The organism is Methanoculleus sediminis, assembly GCF_001017125.1.
Classification (GTDB): domain Archaea; phylum Halobacteriota; class Methanomicrobia; order Methanomicrobiales; family Methanoculleaceae; genus Methanoculleus; species Methanoculleus sediminis.
Genome location: NZ_JXOJ01000002.1, coordinates 777,322 through 794,388, shown reverse-complemented (window position 1 = coordinate 794,388; position 17,067 = coordinate 777,322). Strand labels below are relative to the sequence as shown.

The 17,067-nt window shown below is 63.3% G+C and carries 20 protein-coding genes; 6 read left to right on the top strand and 14 right to left on the bottom strand.

Features of this window, described 5'->3' with window-relative positions; all coding sequences use genetic code 11:
• Positions 1-269: 269 nt before the first annotated feature.
• Genes SZ63_RS06750 through SZ63_RS06740 form a run of 3 tightly spaced genes read right to left on the bottom strand, consistent with a single transcriptional unit; the run spans position 270 to position 3,220 of the window.
• Positions 270-1,430: an aminotransferase class I/II-fold pyridoxal phosphate-dependent enzyme gene (locus tag SZ63_RS06750; RefSeq protein ID WP_048182990.1), complete on the bottom strand. Its 1,161-nt coding sequence runs from the start codon at positions 1,428-1,430 to the stop codon at positions 270-272.
• Positions 1,431-1,440: 10 nt separating this feature from the next.
• Positions 1,441-1,932: an Lrp/AsnC family transcriptional regulator gene (locus tag SZ63_RS06745; RefSeq protein ID WP_048182986.1), complete on the bottom strand. Its 492-nt coding sequence runs from the start codon at positions 1,930-1,932 to the stop codon at positions 1,441-1,443.
• A gap of 4 nt (positions 1,933-1,936) precedes the next feature.
• On the bottom strand, positions 1,937-3,220 hold the full coding sequence (locus SZ63_RS06740) for an ORC1-type DNA replication protein (RefSeq protein ID WP_048182983.1): 1,284 nt from the start codon (positions 3,218-3,220) through the stop codon (positions 1,937-1,939).
• A 935-nt stretch (positions 3,221-4,155) separates the two neighbouring features.
• Here SZ63_RS06740 and SZ63_RS06735 point away from each other — a divergent pair.
• Entirely contained in the window at positions 4,156-4,653 is a 498-nt protein-coding gene (locus SZ63_RS06735; RefSeq protein WP_048182980.1) for a MogA/MoaB family molybdenum cofactor biosynthesis protein, read from the top strand.
• 175 nt (positions 4,654-4,828) lie between these two features.
• On the opposite strand, the gene cgi121 is transcribed toward SZ63_RS06735, so the two are convergent.
• The 6 genes from cgi121 to SZ63_RS06705 form a co-directional block, all read right to left on the bottom strand.
• The gene (gene cgi121 / locus SZ63_RS06730) at positions 4,829-5,356 is read right to left on the bottom strand and encodes a KEOPS complex subunit Cgi121 (protein WP_048182977.1); all 528 of its coding nucleotides are present in this window, start codon (positions 5,354-5,356) and stop codon (positions 4,829-4,831) included.
• Positions 5,357-5,362: 6 nt separating this feature from the next.
• On the bottom strand, positions 5,363-7,501 hold the full coding sequence (locus SZ63_RS06725; RefSeq protein ID WP_048182974.1) for an ATP-dependent DNA helicase: 2,139 nt from the start codon (positions 7,499-7,501) through the stop codon (positions 5,363-5,365).
• 76 nt (positions 7,502-7,577) lie between these two features.
• The gene (locus SZ63_RS06720; protein WP_011845330.1) at positions 7,578-8,120 is read right to left on the bottom strand and encodes a KH domain-containing protein; all 543 of its coding nucleotides are present in this window, start codon (positions 8,118-8,120) and stop codon (positions 7,578-7,580) included.
• A 23-nt stretch (positions 8,121-8,143) separates the two neighbouring features.
• Complete coding sequence (locus tag SZ63_RS06715; protein ID WP_048182968.1) at positions 8,144-8,920, bottom strand: serine protein kinase RIO; 777 nt, start codon at positions 8,918-8,920, stop codon at positions 8,144-8,146.
• Positions 8,921-8,927: 7 nt separating this feature from the next.
• Positions 8,928-9,875 (bottom strand): tyrosine--tRNA ligase, encoded by a 948-nt coding sequence (locus tag SZ63_RS06710; RefSeq protein WP_048182965.1) that lies wholly within the window; start codon positions 9,873-9,875, stop codon positions 8,928-8,930.
• A 54-nt stretch (positions 9,876-9,929) separates the two neighbouring features.
• Positions 9,930-10,955 (bottom strand): type II glyceraldehyde-3-phosphate dehydrogenase, encoded by a 1,026-nt coding sequence (locus SZ63_RS06705; RefSeq protein WP_048182962.1) that lies wholly within the window; start codon positions 10,953-10,955, stop codon positions 9,930-9,932.
• 280 nt (positions 10,956-11,235) lie between these two features.
• On the opposite strand from SZ63_RS06705, the gene SZ63_RS06700 reads away from it, so the two are divergent.
• Entirely contained in the window at positions 11,236-11,817 is a 582-nt protein-coding gene (locus SZ63_RS06700) for a GNAT family N-acetyltransferase (RefSeq protein WP_052959080.1), read from the top strand.
• Between the two features lie 137 nt (positions 11,818-11,954).
• On the opposite strand, the gene SZ63_RS06695 is transcribed toward SZ63_RS06700, so the two are convergent.
• Together SZ63_RS06695 and SZ63_RS06690 are read right to left on the bottom strand one after the other, a co-directional pair.
• Positions 11,955-12,164: a hypothetical protein gene (locus SZ63_RS06695; RefSeq protein WP_048182958.1), complete on the bottom strand. Its 210-nt coding sequence runs from the start codon at positions 12,162-12,164 to the stop codon at positions 11,955-11,957.
• 67 nt (positions 12,165-12,231) lie between these two features.
• Complete coding sequence (locus SZ63_RS06690) at positions 12,232-12,525, bottom strand: DUF5661 family protein (protein WP_048182954.1); 294 nt, start codon at positions 12,523-12,525, stop codon at positions 12,232-12,234.
• Between the two features lie 114 nt (positions 12,526-12,639).
• Between SZ63_RS06690 and SZ63_RS12405 the strand changes: the two genes are divergently transcribed.
• From SZ63_RS12405 to SZ63_RS06675, 3 genes are all read left to right on the top strand, one after another.
• Positions 12,640-12,999, top strand: coding sequence for a hypothetical protein (locus SZ63_RS12405; protein WP_052959079.1), 360 nt, complete (start codon positions 12,640-12,642; stop codon positions 12,997-12,999).
• Positions 13,000-13,071: 72 nt separating this feature from the next.
• On the top strand, positions 13,072-13,284 hold the full coding sequence (locus tag SZ63_RS06680; RefSeq protein ID WP_048182951.1) for a KTSC domain-containing protein: 213 nt from the start codon (positions 13,072-13,074) through the stop codon (positions 13,282-13,284).
• 46 nt (positions 13,285-13,330) lie between these two features.
• Complete coding sequence (locus SZ63_RS06675) at positions 13,331-13,570, top strand: KTSC domain-containing protein (protein ID WP_048182948.1); 240 nt, start codon at positions 13,331-13,333, stop codon at positions 13,568-13,570.
• Positions 13,571-13,582: 12 nt separating this feature from the next.
• On the opposite strand, the gene SZ63_RS06670 is transcribed toward SZ63_RS06675, so the two are convergent.
• Genes SZ63_RS06670 through SZ63_RS06660 form a run of 3 tightly spaced genes read right to left on the bottom strand, consistent with a single transcriptional unit; the run spans position 13,583 to position 15,967 of the window.
• Complete coding sequence (locus SZ63_RS06670) at positions 13,583-14,008, bottom strand: metal-dependent transcriptional regulator (protein ID WP_048182946.1); 426 nt, start codon at positions 14,006-14,008, stop codon at positions 13,583-13,585.
• 13 nt (positions 14,009-14,021) lie between these two features.
• Entirely contained in the window at positions 14,022-15,737 is a 1,716-nt protein-coding gene (locus tag SZ63_RS06665; RefSeq protein WP_048182942.1) for a ferrous iron transporter B, read from the bottom strand.
• Positions 15,734-15,967, bottom strand: a complete 234-nt coding sequence (locus tag SZ63_RS06660; protein ID WP_048183790.1) for a FeoA family protein — start codon at positions 15,965-15,967, stop codon at positions 15,734-15,736. Before SZ63_RS06660 ends, SZ63_RS06665 begins: the two co-directional genes overlap by 4 nt.
• A 169-nt stretch (positions 15,968-16,136) precedes the next feature.
• Between SZ63_RS06660 and SZ63_RS06655 the strand changes: the two genes are divergently transcribed.
• A complete protein-coding gene (locus SZ63_RS06655; RefSeq protein WP_048182940.1) occupies positions 16,137-17,063 on the top strand; it encodes an ROK family protein in 927 nt (308 codons plus the stop codon).
• Positions 17,064-17,067: the final 4 nt, after the last annotated feature.

The following is a 17,067-nucleotide window of genomic DNA, read 5'->3' as shown; positions in this document are numbered from 1 at the left end:
TGCCAATCTGTCATCGGATCCTTTCGCCGGAGCGCGGATGCGAACCCGCAGATCCGCCCGGCATTTGGGTGACCGAATGCATATTTCCGATACGGGCACACCGGGATCCCGGTCGGCCAAAATTCCCGAATAAATCCACATCTCCAGTGGAAATAAAGGGGTTCTCTACCTGTCGTTCCTCTGTCGGACAACAAACTGACGGTTGCCCATGCAGAGATATCTCATAAAACAGTTTCGATTTTCATTTGAAGATATTTATGGTGGTATTTTTATTTTATCGATTCCAAAAAGGCCCCCATCCGGGAGAGCGCCTCTTTGAGATCGTCGCGCGAGACCGCGTAGGCGCACCGCACGTGCCCGGCTCCCGAGGGGCCGAGGGCGCTCCCCGGGACGACCGCGACGTGCTGCTCCCGGAGGAGTCCCTCTGCAAACTCGACGTCGGTCATGCCGGTGCTCTCCACCGACGGGAAGGCATAGAACGCACCCTTCGGGACGTGGCAGACAAGGCCGAGCTTGTTCAGCCCGTCGACGAAGAGGTTGCGCCGGAGACGGTACTCCCGGACCATCGCATCCTTCTCGTCCTCCCCGATCCGGAGCGCTTCATAAGCCGCGATCTGGCCCATGACGGGGGCGCAGAGCGCGACGTACTGGTGAATCTTCAGGGCCGCCGCGGTGATCTCGGGCGGGGCGCAGAGGTACCCGATCCGCCATCCGGTCATGGCAAAGGCCTTTGAGAACCCGTTTAAGGTGATCGTCCGCTCCCGGAGTTCCGGGATCCTTGCCGGCGAGAAGTGTTCGCCGTCGTAGGTGAGCTCGGCATAGACCTCGTCGCTGATGAGGAGGAGATCGTGGTCGACCAGGAGATCGGCGATCGCGTGCCAGTCCCCCTTCTCCATCACTCCGCCGGTAGGGTTGTTCGGGAAGTTTGCGATGAGGGCCTTCGTCTTAGGGGTGATGCTCTCCGCGAGCGCGTCGGCCGTCAGCCGAAACTCGTCCGCCGCCCGGCAGAGAACGGGCACCGGCGTTCCTCCGGCAAGAGAGACGCAGGGGTTGTAGGAGACGTAACAGGGCTCGGCGACCAGGATCTCGTCGCCGGGATCCGTGACGGCCCGGATGGCGATATCGGCCGCCTCCGAGACGCCGCAGGTGACGATGATCTCCGCCTCGGGATCGTACCGGGTGTTAAACCGGGTATCGAGGTAGCGGCTGATGGCGGCCCTGAGCTGGGGCGTCCCCTTGTTCGAGGTGTAGGCGGTCGACCCCTGCTCGATGGAGTAGATGGACGCCTCGCAGACGCACCAGGGTGTCACGAAGTCCGGCTCGCCGACACCCAGGGATATGACGTCTTCCATTGTCTGGGCGATATCGAAGAACTTCCGGATACCCGAAGGAGGTATGGCGCGGGCCCGTTTCGAGACGAAATCCCTCAAACGTTTCACCTCAGAACGAGTAGGGGAGCCGCTCGACCTCTTCGCGCTCGGCGAAGGTGGTGCCGTTCTCCTTGTAGGTCTTCATGATGATGTGCGTCGCCGTCTCCCGGATCCGGTCCATCGGGGCGATCTGCTCGGAGACGAACCGCGCGATCTCGTGCATGCTCGGCCCGGTGACCAGGAGCTGGAGGTCGTACGCGCCGGTCATCAGGCGAAGCGACCGGACCTGCGGGAACCGGGAGATCCGCTCGGCGATCCGGTCGTAGCCGAAGTCCCGCTCGGGCGAGACTTTGAGCTCGATCACCGCAGCGACGTTTCCGTCGCCGGCCCGCTCCCAGTCGACGACCGCCCCGTAGCGGCGGATGGCACCTGCCGCTTCCAGCCGGCCGATCCGATCCTTCACGTCCTGCTCGCTCATCTCGGCCAGCACCGCGAGTTCGCTCAAGGGGGTGCGGCAGTTCTCCTCCAGGAGCTGGAGGAGGATACGGTCCTTTTCGTCCATTGTTTCACCTGAACATTGCTCTCAATCGGTTGACGTCGAGTTTCTTGAGCCTCTCGTCGTCGAGCCTCGGGTCGCGGGTGACGACCTCCTCGATCTTGCTCGTCGTCGCATCGAACCACATCTCCTTCGTCCGGCCGTAGCGGCCCCGCGAGATGACCCGGGTGTTGATGACGCCGAGCATGTTGAGTTCGGAGATGAGATCGGTGATCCGGCGGTGCGTCAGGACATCGAGATCGATGATCCGGGCTATCTCGCGGTAGACCACCGTGACCTCGCCGCTCGTGAAGATCCTCTTACCCATCTGCTCGAGGATCAGCATCGCGTAGAGGACCGCCTTGCTCTGGGTCGGGAGGGTGGAGATGCACTCGACCATGCTGTCGGTCTCGATCTTCTCCTGGGCCATCCGGACGTGCTTCTCGGTCACGCCCGCGGCGTTCTCGCGGTCCGCGAGTTCGCCCGAGACCCGGAGCAGGTCGAGCGCCCGCCGTGCGTCGCCGTGCTCCTGGGCCGCGAGCGCCGCGCAGAGCGGGATGACCGTCTCGTCGAGCGCGCCCTCGACGAACGCCATCTCCGCCCTCTGCTGGAGGATGTCGCAGAGCTGCGGGGCGTTGTAGGGGGGGAAGACGATCTCCTCCTCGGAGAGCGAGGAGAGGACGCGGGGGTCCAGGAAATCGGTGAACCGGAGGTCGTTCGAGATCCCGATGATGCTCACTTTCGCGAACTTGAGGTCGGAGTTGATCCGGGTGAGATTGTAGAGGGTGTCGTCACCGCTCTTTTTGACGAGTTTGTCGATCTCGTCGAGGATGATGACCATGACCCCGCCGCTGCTCTCGAGCTGGTTTTTGAGCTCCATGTAGACCTGATCCGTCGGCCACCCGGTCATCGGGATGTGGTTTCTCGTGCTGTCGCTCGGGTGCTCGTCGGCGTTGTCGAGACCGTTCGCGATCTGCGCGAGGACCCGGTACTGGGTGTCGATCACCTCGCAGTTGAGGTGGACGATCTTGCACTTCGTTCCGGCAAGGGCGCTCGCGTTCTCGAGCTCCGTTCCCACATACCGGACCGAAGCCGTCTTCCCGGTCCCGGTCTTGCCGTAGATGAGAATATTCGACGGGGTCTCGTTCGTGAGGGCGGGTGCGAGGATGGAGGCGAGTTCGTCGATCTGCGGCTTCCGGTGAGGCAGGATCTGGGGACGATAGTTGTGGCGGAGGACTTCTCTATTCTTGAATATACGTCTATTGGTCAGGTATTTTTTGAATAACCCCATAGGGCTCGTTTTATCGTCCGACATGATGTCACCGGGGAGGCAGGCAGGGCAGGAAATTTTCGTGTCGAGCTCTCTTAATATGATCGCTTTAGGGACAGATAACCCCTTCGTTTCCAGTGGAACTTCGAGCATTGGATCGCCGGGAGATCCCGATAAACCGGTCGAGTCGAGGGGGGTCCGGGAGGGTGGATCGAGGGACCCCGGCGGGATCGCCCCGACCCCTTTGTTTCGAGTGGAAACCTGATGACGATACACCGGGTGTATCATTCACTCAAAACTGATGACAATAGTCATGTGTACCTCTGCAATTCAAGATATAAAGTTTTACCGTATTAACGTAAAGAAAAAACAAAGAGAGGAAAAGAAAGTAAAAGGAAAACAAAGAGAATAGAAGAATCTGTGAAAGAAAAGAGCGGATAAAAAGAGAATATAAGGTAAAATGGATGAATAAAGCGGGTAAAAGAGCATAAAGAGGCAAGGAAGCAAAAGAAGACAAGTAAAAACGGAAGAGAGAGCATTATACGGATAAAGGGATACTGAAAAGGGATGAATCAGGAAACAGGGGCAGGAAAAATCTCTTTCTCCGGGAACCTGATCGGGTATCCTCCCCGATCGATCGACTCACCGAAAGACAACCCGGAGAAGTCCCGGAGCAGAGCGGATCGGGAGGTCCGATCAGTTCCCGGGAGAGGGTGATCGGTTTCCGGGAGAGAGTTTTGCCGGGTACCCGGGTCCCATCCGATCGGTTCCATGAGGACGATCTCGTTAATTCTTTTGGATTGACCGGGTTCCTCTCCGGGAATCCTGTATCCGGGTTCCTCTCCTCTTTGTCCTCTCCCGTCCCTGGCCCGCGGCGTCCTCCTTTTTTCCACGCGAAGCAAAGGGGTCGGGGATTGAACTCTCCCGGACAGGGGATAGAATGAAGTAAAATACACGGTACAGGGGTACTGGAAGATCCTATGGACAGCAGTCATCTTAAACCGCTCACCGTGACCGGTGCCGTCATCACCGTGTCCTCGACCCGGAAACCCGAGACCGACGCCAGTGGGAAGGCGCTCATCGACCTCCTCTCGGCCGCGGAGATCGAGGTGACTCATTATTCCGTCATCCCCGACGATCAGGAGCGGATCCGTTCCGAGGTCCGGGCAGCGCTTTCGCGTGCAACCTGCGTCATCGTCACCGGGGGCACCGGGCTCACCTCCGACGACGTGACCATCGAAGCAGTCGCACCGATTCTTGAAAAGACGATCGACGGGTTCGGGGAACTTTTCCGGCTGAAGAGTTATGAAGAGATAGGAACCGCCGCGATCCTCTCGCGGGCGATCGCCGGGGTCGTCGGCGGTCGGGCGGTCTTCTGCATCCCGGGCTCGACGAAGGCGGTTACCCTCGCCGCAAACGAGATTATCATCCCCGAGATCCGGCACATCCTGACCCACGCCGGGGCCGGTCAGCGGTAGTGCGCCGTTTTACCTGCGAAGGGTAGCGGCAAAGTCTCACGCGAAGGACGCGAAGCCGCGAAGGGCGCGAAGATCGGTTATCCAAGAGCAACCCCCTTCGCGGCTTCGCGTGAGCAAACAGGCGCGGATAACGATACAGCCTCACGCGAAACCGCGAAAAAGAAATTTGTTTAAGTCAGCGGTAGACGTCGAGGAGCGCCACCCGTTCGAGAACGAGTTCGCGGAACCGGTCCTCGCCGGCAACCGCAACCTCCTCGGGGGTGATCGAGAAGAGGTCCGCGAGAAGCGCCCGCTTCTCGGGATCGATCTCCTCCTCACCCTGTTCGTCGCGAACGATCTTCACGAGACCGGCAAGACGGTCCCGGGTGCCGGGAACCGGCGGGCAGACGGCGACAAACGACCGGTTCTCGCCCGGGTGAATCCCGAACGACGAGGCCACCTGGCACTGCCGGGTTCCCGCGGCGTAGAGGAGCGCCTCCATCTCAAGCGAGTTCGCGATCGCTTCACCGCCGGTCCACGACCGGCAGGCATGCCGGAGCGCCGCCTCAACGTGATCCCGTCCGGCCAGGCGGTCGGCGTCGAAGAGGATGATGTGCGTCTTGAATTCATCGGCGATCGTTCGGATCTTCTGAAGGAAAACGGCGTTGTCATCGACCGTGAAGACCGCCCGGTAAACTTCGCATGGTATCTCTGGTTCTGTCATATTCAGTCACCCGAACCGGGAAAGGGTCGACTGCTCCTCGCCGACACCCCCGATCTCGTCCCTTGTTCCCTCGAGCTGCTCGAAGACCCGGGCGGCGATCCCCTGCCCGAGGATCTTTGCGACCTTCTCGGGCCCCGCCTCCCGGAGCGCCTCGATCGAGTCGATACCGTTGTTGAAGAGCCGGCGGGCCCGGACCCGGCCGATCCCCCGGATCCTGATGAGGGGCAGGAGCTCCTTCTTGATACCGTGTTTGGTCCGGAGTTCCATCTCCTCGATGGGGGCCGCGAGGTGCGGGGCGAAGAGCCCGGCAAGGTGCCGGCTCGCGTGAACCAGCCAGGCGACGCTCTCCACCATCCCGTAGACATCGCCCGGCCCGACGCTGTAGCGTTCGCAGATCACGTCTTCGCCCACCTCGTCGGCCCAGTCGGCGAGGAGGAGCGCGGTTTTGAGGCTCCGGTCGAACCCCTCGTCCGCATCCCAGGGGATCTCCATCCAGAGTTCCTCCCGGTGGTCGGCGAGGAACCGGTCGAGAGCGTACATGTCGTTTTTGCGGACAAAGAGCGTCGGCATATCCGGCGTCGCGCAGAGGAGGTGGAGGAAACCGATATCGGTGTAGCCCTTCCGGCCCGTCATCGCGTTCACGATCACCTCGGCGCTCCGTGGATCGATGTAGAGCCGGGAGACGAGCGATCCGTACTCGGTGGCCTCGAGCCACTCCCCCACCTCGGTGATCATCTCCGCTTCCCGCAGGAACTCAAGCACCCGGTCGACCGCCCGTTTCAGCGCACGCGGGCTCTCGCCCTGGTGGGCGTAGAACGTCCCGTCCATGAACCCGAGCACCTCGCCGCGCTCCCGGGCGAAGCCGGTCGCGACGAGCGAGAGGATATGGGTGCAGAGGACCGCCTCGTCCGCGCACCGGCTCCGGACGTCTTCTGCCGTCGCCTCGATGTAGTAGTCGAAGAGCTCCTCGACCATCTCCTCGGACTTCGCGATCAGGACGGCCTCGCCGTAGGGGTCGAGCCGCGGCCGTCCGGCCCGGCCGGCCATCTGCCGGTACTCCCGGACCGGGATCGGCATCATCCCTTCCCCGGCGTTGAACCGGAGGTAGTCGCGGACGATCACCCGCCGGGCGGGGAGGTTTAAGCCCGCCGCGAGGGTCGGGGTGGAGGAGATGACCTTGATCTGCCCCTCACGGAACCCCGCCTCGACGAGCTGGCGCTCCTCCCGCGAGAGCCCCGCGTGGTGGAACGCCGCCCCCTGGGCGACGCAGGCGGCGAGGGTCTTTCCCATATCGGTCGATGCGCTCGACCGTATCTTATCAGCGTAGCCGGCGAGGACGGGGTTTGCGATTTTTAAGCCCGATGCCGCGCGTTTCGCGAACGCTTCGGCGTTCTTCCTCGAGCTGACGAAGACCAGGCACTGCCCACCCTCCGCGACCGTGTCGAGGACGAGGTCCAGGTCCTCGTACTTGCTCTTTCGCCCGACCTCCCGGACGCTGTCGGCAAACCTGATGCCGTCTTCGAAGAAGACCCCTTCCCGGAGGTCGACCGGCCGCCACTCGCTCTCGACGAGTTCGGCATCCAGCCATCCGGCGAGGTCGGCAGGGTTCCCGATGGTCGCCGAGAGGGCGATGATCTGCATCTTCGGGTTCTTGTGGCGGAGTTTCGCGATCACCATCTCGACCGTCGCTCCCCTCGACGGGTCGTCGATCAGGTGGACCTCGTCGACGACCAGCAGGCTGATCTCCGAAAGCCACGGTGTCCGGTTCCGCAGGAGCGAGTCCACCTTCTCGCTCGTCGCGACGATGATGTCGTTCCTTCCCAGGTACTCGTCCCGCCGGTCGAAGTCGCCGGTCGCGATTCCGACCCGGAGACCCTTCCCCGAGAACTCCTCGAACTTCTCGCTCGCGAGCGCCCGGAGAGGAACGATGTAGAGGCACTTGCCGCCCCTCGCCACCTGATAGTGCATCGCCATCTCGGCGACCAGGGTCTTGCCGCTCGCGGTGGGGATGGCGACGAGGAGGTTCTTTCCCGAAAAAAGGCCCGCTTCGACGCAGGCGGCCTGCGGTGGGTAAAGTTCCGTGATCCCGCCGGCAATGTAGCCGGCCGCGAGGTCCGGCGGGACGGGGAGATCGGCTATCTCCATGTGTACCCCTTCATTTCCACTGCAAACCGCGTATCTTCCGTATTGTCATGGGCAGGGTCGGTCCGGCCCGGTCGCATCACGAGTAGTACTCCAGCATCGCCTGCTTGGCTTCCTTCTTCTTCCGGTCGAGGAATCCGTAGACATGCTCGTGCGGGACGCCCTGGATCAGCATCTCGATGGCTTTCCTCGCGGTCTCGGCCTGATCCGGGAGACCGATGATCGCGACGGTCTTGCCGTGGACCGAGATCTCTGTCGCGGTCATATCCTCGATCTGGGCGCGGGACGTTCCCGACTTCCCGATGATCCGGCCCCGGAGCCGTTCGAGCTGCCGGGTCGTCCCCGAGAGGTCGGCGAGGTCGAGGATATCGAGCATCATGTCCTCATCGTCGAGGAGCCGGAACGCACGCTCCGGCGAGAACCCCCGGTTGATCGCGGAGACGACGTTCGTCGCCGTCATGACGCCGACGGGGTCCTCCCCTTCGAGCGTCACCAGTCCTTCCTCGCTGTCGATCCGGAGGGTTATCCCGGTCTTCTCTTCGATCTCGCGCTTCGTGGACCCGCTCTTCCCGATGAGTACACCGATCCTCGCTGTTGAAACTTTCATCTCCTGTATGGTCATGGTTGCATCCCTCCTTCCGGTGTTCAGGGCTCCCGGCGTCCGGTGCCGACGAGCGTTCCGATGATCTCCTCCTCGTCGACCACGTCGCAGTAGCGGGAGAAATATCGATTGAGGTTCTTGATATCCCGGACCAGAAACACCGACGCCCGCGGGTGATCCAGGGTGACTGCCTGTCCCATATCGATCAGGTATGGTTTCTCGTGGTAGAGGATATTGTATTCGGAGAGGTCGGCGTGAACCAGGCGCGCCTCCCGGTAGAGCCGCTCCACGTAGCCGAGAATCTCGCGGTATACCTTCCCGTAATCCTCGACCTCGGCGTTCCGGATCTGCGGATACGGCACCTCGTCACGCCCGAGGAACTCCATCAGGAGGATGTTCCGGTCGAATGCGAGCGGTTCGGGGGCCGGAATGCCTGCATCGTGTGCCCGGGCGAGGTTGCTGAACTCTTTCTTGGTCCACGCGAAGATGAGGCCCTTGCGCGTCCCGCGGACGCTCGAGAACCGGCGGTCTCCCGCCAGGTACTCGGTCATCGCCTTGAAGTTCGCGGTCTGGATGCGGTAGATCTTGATGGCAAGCCCCCGGCCGTCGCGTTCGCCGTAGAAGACGTTCGCCTCTTTCCCGGTGCTGATCGGCCCGCCGATGACCGTGATCAGTTTCTTGTGAACGAGCTTGTAGAGCGCGAGAAGGGTGACCTCATCGAAGACGTCGTCCCGTACCTTCACCGCATCGGCGTCTTTTATCCTGACGCCCATCGCCTCGATCTTGCGGTCGAACCGCTCGTGCTCGTCTCTCTGGCCCACGGCCGGATCACCTGCTGCAGACGTAGTCGTGTACGGGGGCGAGGATATCGATGAGGTGGTCGGCGGCGGCCGTCTTGAGGTCGAGCGGATGGATCTCACCCGCGGCGTAGGCACGCTCGAGGTCCTCGTAGGCGGCAAACTCCCGGTCGCCGCCGAACTTCTCGGGCCGGCGGATGGCGACCGCATCCGCCCGGGGGAAGACGTGGTAGCGCAGGATCTCGAGCACCGGGTTGTTCTCGACCTCGGGCGGGCAGAACGCCTTCTTCATCTTCTTCTTGATCTCCTCCTCGGAATCGGCGACCGATATGACGTTTCCGGCCGATGACGACATCTTCTTCCCGTCGAGTCCGTTGATGATCGGCGTATGGATGCAGACCGGCGCCGGATACCCGATCGAGGGGAGGTGTTCCCGGGCGAGCATGTGAATCTTTCGCTGATCGATCCCGCCGACGGCGGCGTCCACCCCAAGAGTCGCGATATCGACCATCTGCATGATGGGGTAGACCATCTGCGAGACCGTCGGGTTATCCATCTGCCGCCCGACCTCGTCCATGCTCCTCTTCGCCCGGTTGAGGGTGATCGCCTGGGAGAGTTCAAGGACGGCGAGCTCGTACTCCGCCGTGAGCTGCACGTCCGAGCCGAGGACATAGTTTGCGCCGCGGAGGCCGAGCCCCTCAAAGCAGAGGCGGTTGTACTCGGCCGTCTCCCGGATCTCTTCCATCGTCCCCTTGCGGTTCAAGAACGCGTGGAGGTCGGCGATCAGCACGGTCACCTCGAACCCTGCCTGCTGCAGGTCCATCAGCTTGTTCACCGTCACCATATGGCCGAGGTGGATCTCTCCGCTCGGCTCGTAGCCGGTGTAGACCCGCCTGACCGGACGGTCGATGAGCGCGCGCAGTTCCTCGTCGGTGACGACCTCTACGGTATTCCGGGTCGCCAGTTCGTACGGATCCATTAAAAATAGTGGGTCTGCCGGGGAGTTAATGCTTCTTCCTCCCCCGCTCTCCGTTCATCCGATAGCGACGAGACCGAGCGCTTCGTTGGTCATCCGGATGGACTCTTGTGAATCCTTCACCGTTCCCATCAGGGCGCGGATGCAGTCGATGTTCTCGGGGACGACGTCGGCCTCCTGGTGGATCGCCTGGAAGCAGTAGAATTCTTTACCGTCGAGGATCGAGACCGACTCCTCGAAGACCCCGTTCTCCCAGAGATCCGTCCTCGGCCGGCCGAGGTCCTGGGTGTACTCCCGGAGCTGGGCGTTGCTCTTGATCCCCATGGTCTTGCGGACGAGCCCGATCCGGCTGTGGTTCTCAAAGACCTTCAGCACCTCCTCGCGGGTGGTCTCCTTCTTTAAGTCCATCTGGATCGAGTGCATGTGCATAAACGTCGTCGGGACGATCATCGCGAGCGTGACGATGTTGATGTGCGGGAGGACGGTGTTGACGTCGGGGCCGTGGTGGCTCGGGATGGACGCCGGGTTCAGGACGATGGCATCGATCGGTCCCCGCTTCACGTCGTCGGGGTCCGCGCCGCGCCGGACCATCACCGCCCGAACCCGTGCGACGCCGAAGGCCTGGTCCAGGGCGTGGATGATCCGGACGAGCCCGGTGGAGTTGCACGAGACGACCCGGGCGAACTGGTGGTTTTCGGCCTCGTTGTAGTTCGCGTGGGCGTTGAAAGAGAACCCGGCGACCTCGTGATCTTCGCCGCCCTGAAAGATTGCTTTCTTGCCGAGTTTCTCATAGATCGGCCTGTTCTTCTCGCCGACGCCGCCGGGGGTGGCGTCTACGACGATATCGGCGGCCTTGAGCATCGCTTCGACGTCGCCGGCGACCTCGATCCCGGCCTTCTCGAACGCCGGCTTCTTCCCGAGGTCCGCGATGTAGAGAGGGTACCCGCGCTCTTTCGCGATGTATGCCTCGGCGGAGACGCTCGTCTTGGAGACCCCGATGACTTCCATATCGGGCTGTGCGGCGACCGCATCGGCGACCCGTTTGCCGATGGTGCCGTACCCGTTGATCGCGACTTTGATCATGCAAGATGGAATACAGAACAAAAATTAATAAAGGTTGCTGGTTTGCAAATAGAAAGTATATTAGAAACTCTTATCGAAAACAGGCTCTTGTGGGTGCCTGTAATTGATTGAAATCCGCGAAAACAAAGCGGATGGAACCTCAAGATATAAACACGGCAGGGTTCGTATCGGCCCGGGAACCCGGGGACGGTTCCTGGCGGTTCTCTTCCCTTCCCCTCCCCGGAAGCCGGGGCGCGGTGCGGCAGGACTTATATCCGATCGGCGCCATGGAGGTATGTCCATGGATCAACCTCCCGTCCTCGCAACCGACCGCCTGCTCCTGCGGCCGTATACCCTGGCAGATGCCAGTGCCGTGCAGCGGCTTTGCGGAGACTACGCCGTTTCCGCGACGACTCTTCTCCCCTACCCGTATCCGGACGGCCTTGCCGAGATCTGGATCGCCTCCCTTCGTGAAGGCGCCGAACGTGGCGACGCTGCGGCCTTCGCCGTCACCCTTGCCCGGGGCGGAGCCCTCATCGGCGGTGCCCGTCTTCGGATCGAGACCGCTCACGCCCGCGGCGAACTCGGGTTCTGGATCGCGAAATCCTGCTGGGGGCGGGGATACGCCACCGAGGCTGTCCGTGCGGTGATCGAGTACGGGTTCCGCGTCCTCGGGCTGCACCGGATCCATGCCATGCATTTTTCCCGCAACCCTGCATCCGGCCGGGTGATGGAGAAGTGCGGGATGATGCACGAGGCGCACCTTCGGGAGCACGCGAGGAAGTGGGGGGTCTTTGAGGACGTCGAGGTCTGGGGGATCCTCCGTGACGATTGGCGGGAGCGGTGCGCCCCTCCGGAAATCCGGAGATCCCCGGAGCATTGAGCCGGGAGGTTCAATCCACGAACTCCTGCGGTACGGGGATTATATCACCCCTCCCGTTGATGGAATAATGGGGAATGTGGACGGGGTTCGCCCCCCACTCTGTTGTCGCCCCCGCCTGTTCGGAACCCTTTGGGACCCTATTTCTGGATGAAGACGGCGTAGCCCCGGTGCCCGCCCTCGGCGGCGGACCCGAGGACGAGTACGTCCTCTCCCCGGCGCTCCAGTTGCTGGGCGTAGGTTTTTGCGGCCTGCTGGGTCTCGTAGAGCCGGTCGGCGTAGTATTCCCTTCCGTCGACGATTCGCCGTTGCCGAATCCTGATCCAGTTCTCCCTCGAACTCCGATCCATGGTTTATCGTTTCAGCGGGCAGGCAATAGTTGTTGTGCATCGCTCCGCCGAAAGCGATCGTCCGGCTTTATTGCGTCCGCGACGCCTGCGCTTTTTGCTCCTCCCAGTAGGCTTCCGCTTCTTCTTCCATCTCCTCGAGCCGGTCGTAGTAGTCCGGAAATTCGTTTAAGTGCGCAAGCGCTATCTTTGCCGTCAGGAAGAGGTCGTCGTCGGTGACGTTCGTCGCCGGGTCACGGAGGCCGTGCTCGAGTTCCACGGCCATGCCCCGCCGGAACTGGTCGACGTCGAACTCCTCCCAGGTGATCCCGAGCTGCTCGCCCATCGCCCTTGCTTCTTCCGATGTTACGTCTCTTCGTGCCATGTGGGTCTCCCCGGAGGGGGGTAGCTTCGCGAGGTTATGAGTCTGACGGATGCGTGAGGCGGACGAGCCGAAACCTCCTTCTTTTCCCGGCGAGCACGATAAGTACGGAAAACCATGACGGAAGGGGATGGCCCGGTGCGGGAGGAGAAGAACCCGGTCTTTGCGGCGGGTCTCTCCCTCCTCTTCCCGGGGCTCGGCCAGGTCTATAACGGAGAGACGGGCAGGGGTATCCTGGTGCTTTTTCTGGTGCTCGCGGGGCTTCTCGTGATGTTCATTCCCGGGGCAATCGTCTGGGTCTTTTCGATCTACGACGCCCGGGCGACCGCACGCCGGATGAACGCCGGCACCGTTCCGTTCCGCGAAATGCGCTTCGCCTCGGTCGTTCTCTTCATGGTCGTCTGGACGGTCGGGGTGATCGCATTTCTCGCCCTTCTCGCGCTCGCGACGTTCGCGGCCTTCACCGTGACGGCATAGATTCTCCGCCCGATCGCTCCATGGCGCATGCCCCCGCAACTCTTATCCCCACTACCCCCTCTACTCCCGCCCATGCAGCGCCAGATCGTCGAGTCTACCAGTATCAAGTCGGTCGGCTACGACCCGGAAGACGAGATTCTGGAGGTCGAGTTCCACAGCGGCGGGGTCTACCACTACGTCGGGGTGCCGCCCGACGTCTACGAAGGAATGCTCGCGGCCCGGTCGAAGGGCCGGTATTTCGGCGACTTCATCCGGCTGCGCTACCCCTACGAGAAGGTCAGGTGAAACCCGCCGCAACCGCTATCACCTTCCCCCGCCACAACCCGCCCGTATGTCCCGACAGTCAGCCGGACGTTCCGGCGCCATACGATCCGTCGGTTACGACCCGACGACAAAAGCGCTCCTCGTCATCTGCGAGAGTGCCGACGCGTATCGTTACGCAGGGGTTCCGAAGGAGGTCTACGACGGTCTCCTTGCGGCCCCGTCGAGGGAGCAGTTCGTCCGCGAGTCGATAGAGGGCAGGTACCCGCGGGAGAAGTATCCCTGCATGATGGTGGGGGAGGACGTCTGACCCGGGCCCTCCTCACCGTTCCTGTTTCTGGAACTCCCCAAACGCCGCGAGACACCGCCGGCCGTCCGGGCTCTTGCTCAGAAACTCGAGAAAGAGCCTGAGGCGTTCCAGCGTCTCCGGGCTCACGTGGTGCTCGAACTGGCAGGCGTCAGTCTCCGCGGTCTCTCCCTCGACCCCCAGGAGCTCCAGCAGTTCCGCAAACGTCCTGTGCCGCCTCTGGAGATCGCGGGCCATTTCCTCGCCCGCCGGGGTCAGCGTCGCGCCCGCGTAGGACTCGTAGACGATGAGCCCCTCCCGCTCCAGTTTCCGGAGCATTTCCGTGACCGACGGCGGTTTAACGTTGATCGCGTCCGCTATCCTGCCGGTCTGCGCCCGCCCCTCCCGCCTCTCGAGCAGGCAGATGATCTCGATGTACTCTTCCGTTGTCTTCTTCCGCATCTCTCCTTCCTCCTTAAAACCCGATCAGGATCACCCGCAGCGCGCCCCCGACGAGGAGGGCCGTCGTCACCATCACGCCTGCGGCGGCGAGCATCCCCCGCGCCCCGAGTTCCCGGAAGAGCACCACGAACGTCGCCACGCACGGGAAGTAGATCGTGAGCATCGTCACCGCGATCACGAGCTGTTCCGGGCTCATCCCGAGCGGCACCAGCATCCCCACCGCGAGATCCTTTCGGAGGAACCCTACGAGGAGCGCGACGGCCGCTCCGGCGGGAAGCCCGAGCCAGGCCTCCATCACCGGGGCGAAGGCGGCCGCGAGCAGGTCGAGAAACCCGACCGAATAGAGCAGGTTGACGAGCAGGATACCGAGGAAGAGGTACGGGATCGCCTCCCCGACGAAGCCCCTCACCCGCATCCAGGTCTTCGTGGCGGTGGCCCGGAGATCCGGCATCCGGTAGGGCGGAATCTCCAGGAATATCTCCGGGCACTCGCCCGGCACGACCCGGTTCAGGATCAGGCCCGCGGCGACGTAGACGAGTGCGAGGGTCGCAAAGACCATCACCACGTACCGGAGGCCGAACGGCCCGAGCACCCCGAAGACCATCGCGATCTGCGCCATGCACGGGATCGCAAGCGACATGAGGGTGGCGGCGATGAACCGCTGCTTCTTCGTCTCCAGCACCCGGGTGGCGAGCGCCCCCGGCACGTTGCACCCGAACCCGAGGAAGACCGGGATGATGCCGTAACCGTGCATCCCGAGCCGGTGGAAGAAGGTATCGGCCAGCGTCGCGAGCCGGGGGAGGTAGCCGGTATCCTCGAGGATCGAGAGGACGAGGTAGAACGCCACGATGTAGGGGAGGATCATGGCGAACGGGACGTACAGCCCCGTCGTCAGGAGTCCCATCGACTCGACGTAGTCGATCTCGCCCCCGATGAGGCGCCCGATCAGGATCTCGTGCAGGATCCCGGGGCCGAGGAGGTCGCTCGCCCTCATGACGATCGGGGTGTAGAGGTCGAAGAGCGGCTCGAAGAAGAACGCTATCAGTCCTTCGCCGATCCACCTGACCGCCAGGAACGCCGCGGCGATGACGGCTATGGCGATCAGGCCCCCGGTCACCGGCCTGATGCTCGCCTCGCTAACCCGGTCGGCGAGGGTGTGGTGCCGGTGAGCGATCGTCTGCACCGCTCCGGTGATCCGGCCGACCGCCGCCCACCGCTCCTCCTCGCTCATCGGCCGGATCGTCGCCGAGGGACGTGCCTCGCCGAGCCGCCCCACGAGTTCCCGAATCCCCTCCCCGGAAAGGCCCACGGTCGGGACGACCGGCACCCCGAGGAGCGCTTCAAGCCCGGCGACGTCGATCCCGATTCCCTGGTGCCCGGCCTCGTCCCAGAGGTTGAGTGCGACGGCCGCCGGGACCCCGCGTTCCAGGGTCTCAAGGGTCAGGTAGAGGTTCCTCTCCAGGTTGGTCGCATCGACGACGTTGACGACGACATCGGCCTCCCCGAGGATTGCGGCGGCGACCTCTTCGGCGGGGTTCGTGGGGGTGAGGGAGTAGGTGCCGGGTGCATCGATCACCCCGGCAGGGCCGTCCGGAAGATGCAGTTTCCCGCGGGAGACGTCGACGGTGGTCCCGGCGTAGTTCGAGGTGATGACCCGGGTGCCGGTCAGCCGCGAGAAGATCCCGCTCTTCCCGACGTTCGGGTTGCCCATCAGGACGACGGTCTTCATGCGGCAACGTCCACGACGACCCTTACGGCCATTCCGCGGCCGAGCGTCACTTCCCGGCCGTCCACTTCGATCACCACCGGACCGCCGAGGGGGTGGCGGGTGACGACGGTGAGGGTCTTGCCTTCCCTGATTCCGATGGTTCTGAGTTTCCGGACAAAGCCCGGGCTTCCGATAAATCGGGCGATGGTTCCCTGCATGCCCGGCTCCAGTTCAAGCAACGTTCTTTCCATGGCGATCATTTTTAGGTATGCCTAAATCTGGGTGCCGGAGGTAGATATACCTTACTTCCGTAGCCGGGGGTGCGTCCCGGATCCGCCGTCCAGGCCGGAAGCAAGGTTTATCCCGGTGGTTCGCGTAAACCGAGAAGAGAAGCACCTGCTGTCCAGAGGAGTGACCCATATGACGACCGTGATTGCCGTTGACCTCGGCGGAACCAACCTCCGCGCCGCCCTGGTAGGCTCCGACGCGACCCTGCTCGCCCACGACGCCGTCCCGACGCCGACCACGGGGCCCTCCGGGGAGGTGATCACCGCCGCGATCGCCGCCCGGGTGGAAGCCCTCCTCGCGTCGCCGCAAGGACGGGAGGCCGCGGCCATCGGCGTCGCGTCGGCCGGTCCGCTGGACCCCGGCCGCGGGTGGATCGTCGACTCCCCGAACATCGCGTTCCCGGTCGTGGAGATCGTCGAGCCGCTCCGGGAGCGGTTCGGGTTACCGGTCGCCCTGATCAACGACGCCCGGGCCGGTGTCCTCGGCGAACGGTGGGCGGGCGCCGCCCGCGGCTCCGACAACGTCGTCTACGTCACCCTCTCGACCGGCATCGGCGGCGGCGCGGTGGTGAACGGCCGCCTGCTCCTCGGGATGAGCGGGAACGCCGGGGAGATCGGGCATATCCCCGTCGATACCCGCTACAACCTCGTCTGCGGGTGCGGGTTTGCCGGCCACTGGGAGGCCTACGCCTCTGCAAAGAACATTCCCGGGTTCTTCGCGGCGTGGCGGGAGGCGGCCGACATCCGGCACGTGGCCTTCGACCCCTCCTCCACCCGGGCGATCTTTACGGCGGCGCGGGCGGAGAACCCCGTCGCCCTCGCCTTCATGGAGGCGCTCGGGGAGATGAACGGCCGCGGGGTCTCGGCGGTGATCGTCGCCTACAACCCCGAGGTGATCGTCTTCGACGGACCGCTCGCCCGGTACTACGGGGATATCGTGATCCGGGAGATGGAGCCGTTCATCGACCGCTACCTCGCCCTTCCCCGGCTCGTCGTCTCGAGCCTTGCAGGACAGGCGCCGCTTCTCGGGGCGGCGGCGTACGCGCTCGAGGCGCGGTGAGGTG